The 7,099-nt window shown below is 41.7% G+C and carries 5 protein-coding genes; all 5 read left to right on the top strand.

Annotation, left to right across the window (positions count from 1 at the left end; translation table 11 throughout):
• Positions 1 to 2,329 (top strand): pectate lyase-like adhesive domain-containing protein (locus tag RR45_RS10540; protein WP_179295340.1); only part of this gene is annotated, 2,329 nt, incomplete at its 5' end.
• Positions 2,330 to 2,665: 336 nt separating this feature from the next.
• Complete coding sequence (rpsL, locus tag RR45_RS10535) at positions 2,666 to 3,079, top strand: 30S ribosomal protein S12 (RefSeq protein WP_003140270.1); 414 nt, start codon at positions 2,666 to 2,668, stop codon at positions 3,077 to 3,079.
• 20 nt (positions 3,080 to 3,099) lie between these two features.
• Positions 3,100 to 3,567 carry a 30S ribosomal protein S7 gene (rpsG, locus tag RR45_RS10530; protein WP_003140269.1) on the top strand — a complete coding sequence of 156 codons (468 nt, stop codon included), beginning with the start codon at positions 3,100 to 3,102 and terminating at the stop codon, positions 3,565 to 3,567.
• Positions 3,568 to 3,850: 283 nt separating this feature from the next.
• On the top strand, positions 3,851 to 5,926 hold the full coding sequence (fusA, locus tag RR45_RS10525) for an elongation factor G (protein WP_031367129.1): 2,076 nt from the start codon (positions 3,851 to 3,853) through the stop codon (positions 5,924 to 5,926).
• A 214-nt stretch (positions 5,927 to 6,140) separates the two neighbouring features.
• Positions 6,141 to 6,959: a pur operon repressor gene (purR, locus tag RR45_RS10520; RefSeq protein ID WP_031367130.1), complete on the top strand. Its 819-nt coding sequence runs from the start codon at positions 6,141 to 6,143 to the stop codon at positions 6,957 to 6,959.
• Positions 6,960 to 7,099: the final 140 nt, after the last annotated feature.

The following is a 7,099-nucleotide window of genomic DNA, read 5'->3' as shown; positions in this document are numbered from 1 at the left end:
CTTTTCATACGTTTTTAGAGGTGCCCTATATTCAATAGCAGAATTTATAGAAGCTTGGAAAGATGGGAGTCGTACTTACATTGAGGTCATGACTGATTTGCCAAACGCCTCTTTCTCTAATGGTGAGCGACCGAATGGTGCAAGTGTGATTGTCCAAGGTAATGGGCATAAAATTGACATAGGGAATAATACCTTACAGTTAAATAAAATAACTGCCGATACAAACATTACATTTGCAAATGTTGGACTGCAACAAAATCTGGCAATTGGTAGAGGAGCTGATACTTTAGCTTTCATCAGACCAAACTCAGGTGTCGGAACGAAATTAACGGTTAATCTGCACGATGTGACACTATCTCGAGGGAGTTCATCAAGTTCGAATGGTGTCGTCCACGGTATATATGCTACTGGCGCTAGAGTTGTCTTGTCAGGTAACAATACGTTTGATCTAGCTGGCTCAATTACGCGAGGTGTTGGTAGTGTTGAAGTTGCTAATGATGCTAATCTAACAATGACAAGAAATGCCAACGATTTGTGTATTGAGGCATTTGATTTCGATACGCGACCTAGTGGTAGTGTGAGTCAATTTAACGGCTTCAAGATGGGTGACCGCTCAAAAGCCGATGTCAGACAACTTGATGGTACACGGACTACAAGTGTCAGCGGCTCTAAGGTTGAGGCAAAAAATGCACAACCATTTAAAGGGAATTTTGATATTGTGCAGACAGGTGATGATGTCACTCGGCATCAAGAAAATTTTGGTTACTTTACTAGGGTACTACAAGGGGCTGGAGACTATATTTTCGGTCAAAAAAATACGATTGAAATTCCTCGTATAACGAATGGTAATGTGATGACAATTGCCTACGGTAAACGTGTCATCTTTAATGCGGGGACTAACTTTGATGTCAGACAAGCATTGAATATCAATTCATCTCCTATCCAAACAGTACAAGGCTCAATTCGGTTTATCTCTCCAAACAATCTTCATATGTCGATTTTAGACAATAATGGAAATGTGAAAACGGGTGATATTATATACGGTACACAAGGTGCACCACTTTACATCACGAACTCCGCTCTCTTAGCTTGGAATGGGACACACAGTATGGGCGTTAATAAGCCAGATTTTTCTGAAACGTTTAATATCCTAGAAGCAGATGGTTTAGGTGCTAAAATTAACGGTTCTAACCAAAGAAATGTAAATCTATTTGGTAAAGATAAAGGGTTACGCGAGTTCCAAATTGATGGTTCAGATGTTGGTGAGATTAAGATTAACTACATCGACCAAAATGGCAACAAAGTAGGGGCTACAGATATGCCATTAGTTAATGGTGCGAATTTTGTAGGGCAGAGTTTCAACCTTGCGACCAAGGAATATGCCCTTGACAAGATGCCTGTCGGCTATAAATGGGCGATTGATGAACAAGTCTATGAAAAAGCAGGGACTGGTTCTAACGGACAGCCTGATGGCGATAGTACAAATGATGACGATAATGGTGACAGGTTCGGTCAAGCCGACTATGCGATTGTCCCAATGAAAGGCGATACGTATACCTATAACATCTATGTCTATACCGAAGGCAATCCAAATGTGACCTATACTTACGTTGATCCGTTTTCAGGTGCTGAGATTGCATCTGATAAGGTAGCGACGGTCGGGATTGAGAAAGCTAGAGATCATGTACCGGCTCATGTTGGGAATACAATTGATTGGACAGATAAACTCTATACTGAAACCAATGTCCCAACAGGCTATGCTTATGTCCCAAGTAATTTAGTGCCATCAACTGTGACACAGCCTACAAAGACAGAGGTTAAGGATGCAACAACGCCTATCGACGTGCGTATCTATGTTTATGACCCTAATTATAAGGGAGCGGTGGAACTAGCTAGTGTGCCAGATATTGACTTTGGTAAACAATTAATTTCGCCTAAAAATAGAGGGACGATGTATGCAGCTAATTTTACAAATGATTTAGTTGTCAATGATGATCGTCGAAATGCTAAAGATGGGTGGAACTTAACAGTTCAGCAATCCCAACCTTTAACGTCAACAGACCAAAAGACTGTATTAAAGGATACACTCTTCTTCCGTGAAAAAGATGGAGGGGCATTAACGTCATTGGAAAGTGGCGCGCCACAACTTGTCTATGAGCATACGTCACAGTCTGGTAAGGGTGTATTGGAAACAGTCAAACCGACTAGCAACTGGAATCAACCAGTAGCAGATGGTGCAGGGTTCTATCTTAAAGATACAGGTAAACTTAAAGAGGGCGACTATGCAACTGTTTTAACCTGGACACTAACAGCAGGTCCTAAGATTTAAAAGGGCTAAGTGCCACCAGTCACAATATTTAAAACCTTGAAATGATAAGTCGTTTCAAGGTTTTGTGTTGCAGTAGCATTAGTAAAACAAACAAAAAGTCTTGACAAGCTATCATAGATATGTTAAACTGATAAACGGTACTTTTTCATTTGGTCAAACAAAAGGAGCATGAGATTGAGAACGCTCAAGGTCATGTAGTATCCAAACTTCTTGTCGGAACTTGGTATAAGCGACCATATACCGACACACCCAAAACGAAAAAACGAAAGGAATGCTTTCAAGTTTATTATCGCTTGTTGACATCAGTCAAAATAAACTTCTGAAAGCAAGCAAGAAATGCCTACTATTAACCAATTGGTTCGCAAACCGCGTAAATCAAAAGTTGTTAAATCAACTGCTCCAGCATTGAACGTTGGTTTCAACAGCCGCAAAAAAGTTCAAACGAAAACAAACTCACCACAAAAACGTGGGGTTGCTACTCGTGTTGGTACAATGACACCTAAGAAACCCAACTCAGCTTTGCGTAAATTCGCACGTGTGCGTTTGTCAAACCTGATTGAAGTAACAGCTTATATCCCAGGTATCGGACACAACTTACAAGAACACAGCGTTGTATTACTTCGTGGTGGACGTGTAAAAGACCTTCCAGGGGTACGTTACCATATCGTTCGTGGTGCACTTGATACTGCAGGTGTAACAGATCGTAAACAAGGCCGTTCTAAATACGGTACTAAAAAGCCAAAAGCATAATCTGAAAGGAGATAAGATAAATGCGTAAAAATCGTGCACCAAAACGTGAAGTTTTGGCAGATCCACTTTATAACTCAGTCGTAGTCACTCGCCTTATCAACCGCGTTATGCTTGATGGTAAACGTGGTACTTCAGCGAGCATCGTTTACGGCGCTTTCGAACAAATCAAAGAAGCTACTGGAACAGAAGCTATCGAAGTATTTGAACAAGCAATGGAAAACATCATGCCAGTTCTTGAAGTTCGTGCTCGCCGTGTTGGTGGGTCAAACTATCAAGTCCCAGTTGAAGTACGTCCAGAACGTCGTGTCACACTTGGCTTGCGTTGGTTGGTAACAATCGCCCGCAAACGTGGTGAGCATACAATGCAAGACCGTTTGGCTAAAGAAATCATGGACGCAGCTAACAACACAGGTGCTGCTGTTAAAAAACGTGAAGATACACACAAAATGGCAGAGGCTAACCGTGCCTTCGCTCACTTCCGCTGGTAAAAATTTCCAATTTCCGTCGGCTATGTATTTGCTTTTCTTCGCTTGCGTACCTCAGTACGCGGCGTTCAGAAAATCAAACGCCTAGCTCTAGGAAATTGAAAATTTTGCGGTAAGTCTTGAAAAAATCAAGGCGCACCAGCAATTTCTCGCAATATCATCTAACCATGACAAAGTGAGAAACCCAACAGGAACAAAATTAAACAAGTAACTCAAGAAAAATACTAGGTGGGCGACCTGCCTTCCTAGTATTTTTCACTCAAATATATATTAGGAGACCTATACAATGGCACGCGAATTTTCACTTGAAAACACTCGTAACATCGGTATCATGGCTCACGTCGACGCTGGTAAAACAACAACGACTGAGCGTGTACTTTACTATACTGGTAAAATCCACAAAATTGGTGAAACCCACGAAGGGGCATCACAAATGGACTGGATGGCACAAGAGCAAGAACGTGGTATTACAATCACATCAGCTGCAACAACAGCGGCATGGCATGACACACGTATCAACATCATCGACACACCAGGTCACGTGGACTTCACAATTGAAGTGCAACGGTCACTCCGTGTTTTGGATGGTGCGGTAACTGTATTGGATGCCCAATCAGGTGTTGAACCACAAACTGAAACAGTTTGGCGTCAAGCAACTGAATACGGTGTACCACGTATCGTATTTGCTAACAAAATGGATAAAATCGGTGCGGACTTCTTCTACTCATTGTCTACACTTCATGACCGTTTGAACGCAAACGCTCACCCAATCCAAATCCCAATCGGAGCTGAAGAAGATTTTGAAGGCATCATCGACTTGGTAACAATGCGTGCCGAAGTTTATACAAATGACCTTGGTACAGATATTCTTGACGAAGAAATTCCAGAAGAATACCGTGAGCAAGCTGAAGAATGGCGTGCTAAATTGATTGAAGCTGTTGCTGATACTGATGAAGACATCATGATGAAATATCTTGAAGGTGAAGAAATCAGCGAAGCTGAATTGAAAGCTGCTATCCGTAAAGCGACAATCAACGTTGAATTCTACCCAATGCTTGCAGGTTCTGCCTTCAAGAACAAAGGTGTTCAAATGATGCTTGATGCGGTTGTTGACTACTTGCCAAGTCCAGTTGACGTACCAGCTATCAAAGGTGTAACACCTGACGGTGAAGAAACAGAACGTCCAGCTGACGACTCTGCACCATTTGCAGCCCTTGCTTTTAAAGTTATGACTGACCCGTTTGTAGGTCGTTTGACATTCTTCCGTGTTTATTCAGGTGTCTTATCAGCTGGTTCATACGTATTGAATGCTTCGAAAGGCAAACGCGAACGTATCGGACGTATCCTTCAAATGCACGCTAACACACGTAATGAAATCAACGATGTATACTCAGGTGACATCGCTGCCGCTGTTGGTTTGAAAGACACAACGACTGGTGACTCATTGACAGACGAAAAGAATCCAGTTATTCTTGAATCTATCGAATTCCCAGAACCCGTTATCCAAGTCATGGTTGAACCTAAATCTAAAGCTGACCAAGATAAAATGGGTGTTGCCCTCCAAAAATTGGCTGAAGAAGATCCATCATTCCGCGTTGAAACAAACGTCGAAACTGGTGAAACACTTATCGCTGGTATGGGTGAACTTCACTTGGATATCCTTGTTGACCGTATGCGTCGTGAGTTCAATGTTGATGCCAATGTTGGTGCGCCACAAGTATCATATCGTGAAACATTCCGTGCCCCTGTTACCCAAGCCGAAGGTAAATTCGTGCGTCAATCAGGTGGTAAAGGTCAATACGGTCACGTTTGGGTTGAGTTCACACCAAATGAAGAAGGTAAAGGTTTCGAATTCGAAAACGCTATCGTTGGTGGTGTGGTACCTCGTGAATACATCCCAGCCGTTGAAAAAGGTTTGGAAGAAGCGATGCAAAATGGTGTCCTTGCTGGCTACCCGCTTGTAGACGTTAAAGCAAAACTTTACGATGGTTCATACCATGATGTCGATTCGAATGAAACGGCCTTCCGTGTGGCAGCGTCATACGCTTTGAAAGCTGCAGCATCTAAAGCGAACCCAGTTATTCTTGAACCAATGATGAAAGTAACAGTGACAGTTCCTGAAGATAATCTAGGGGATATCATGGGCCACGTAACAGCTCGTCGTGGACGTGTTGAAGGTATGGAAGCGCATGGTAACAGCCAAATCGTTCATGCGTTTGTCCCACTTGCTGAAATGTTTGGTTATGCGACAACACTTCGTTCATCTACACAAGGACGTGGTACTTTCATGATGGTATTTGACCACTATGAAGATGTGCCTAAATCGGTACAAGAAGCAATCATTAAGAAAAATCAAGGTTAATTTTAACCAGAGGGCACGAACAATTTTAATTGTTCGTGTTTTTTTGATATAATAGAAAATGTAAGCGATGTAATGCGCAGTAACATATATTACAGATAGCTATCGCGTCAGAATTTGTTAAGAACCAACAGATCAGATTCGAAAATGTTGGCAAACCAGAAAACGAATCCAAAAAATGACCTGATAAATTCCAATTAGTGAAAGAGGTTGCAGTATGAAAAGAAGTGAACGATTGGTGGATTTCACCAACTATTTGTTGAATCATCAGAGACAACTCACGACCCTATCTTTTTTTAGTGAGCGATACGGAGCGGCAAAATCATCAATTTCTGAAGATTTAGTCATCATCAAACGCATATTTGACGAGACAGAAGTGGGCACAGTTGAAACATTTGCCGGCGTTTCAGGTGGGGTCATTTTCACACCAGCTATTTCCGATGACAATTCCCGTGTCATCGCAACAGAGATTGCTGACCTCATGACAGAAAGCAATCGCATCTTACCTGGAGGGTACATCTATCTCTCAGACATCTTAGGCAGTCCAAAAAATCTTGATAAAATCGGGAAAATCATCGCCCATGAATACGTTGGCAAACAAATCGATGCGATAATGACCATTGCCACAAAGGGTATCCCCATTGCCCAAGCAGTTAGTAGCATCTTAGATGTCCCGTTCGTCATCGTCAGACGCGATCCCAAAGTCACAGAGGGTGCAACGCTTAATGTCAACTATATGTCAGGCTCAAGCTCTAAAGTAGAGAATATGACCCTTTCTAAGCGCTCTCTTGCGCCAGGACAACGCGTGTTGATCGTCGATGATTTCATGAAAGGCGGCGGTACATTGAATGGAATGAAGTCTCTGGTTCATGAATTCGACTGTCTCCTTGCAGGGGTTGCAGTATTTGCAGAAGGGCCATTTAAAGGCGAACGCTTGATTTGCGACTATAAATCAATTTTAAAAATTGAAAGAATAGACGTCGAAAATAGATCGATTGATGTCACATTGGGGAATATTTATACAGAAAAAGACTAAAAAATAGAGTAAAATGCTCTATTTTTTGTTATCAATTGACGGTAAAAATAGGCTGCGAAATATAAATTTAAGAAAAACAGAAAAATAGTGAAAAAAGAGTTGACATGACTGGTAAGATTTGATAAGATAATAAAGTACTC

It is taken from the genome of Pseudolactococcus chungangensis CAU 28 = DSM 22330, from assembly GCF_002441885.1.
Lineage (GTDB): Bacteria > Bacillota > Bacilli > Lactobacillales > Streptococcaceae > Pseudolactococcus > Pseudolactococcus chungangensis.
This window is presented reverse-complemented; position numbering and strand designations above follow the sequence as displayed.

Coding starts and splice junctions, on each gene's coding strand:
- rpsL (WP_003140270.1), top strand. CDS start 2,666: ATGCCTACTATTAACCAATTGGTTCGCAAACCGCGTAAATCAAAAGTT.
- fusA (WP_031367129.1), top strand. CDS start 3,851: ATGGCACGCGAATTTTCACTTGAAAACACTCGTAACATCGGTATCATG.
- rpsG (WP_003140269.1), top strand. CDS start 3,100: ATGCGTAAAAATCGTGCACCAAAACGTGAAGTTTTGGCAGATCCACTT.
- purR (WP_031367130.1), top strand. CDS start 6,141: ATGAAAAGAAGTGAACGATTGGTGGATTTCACCAACTATTTGTTGAAT.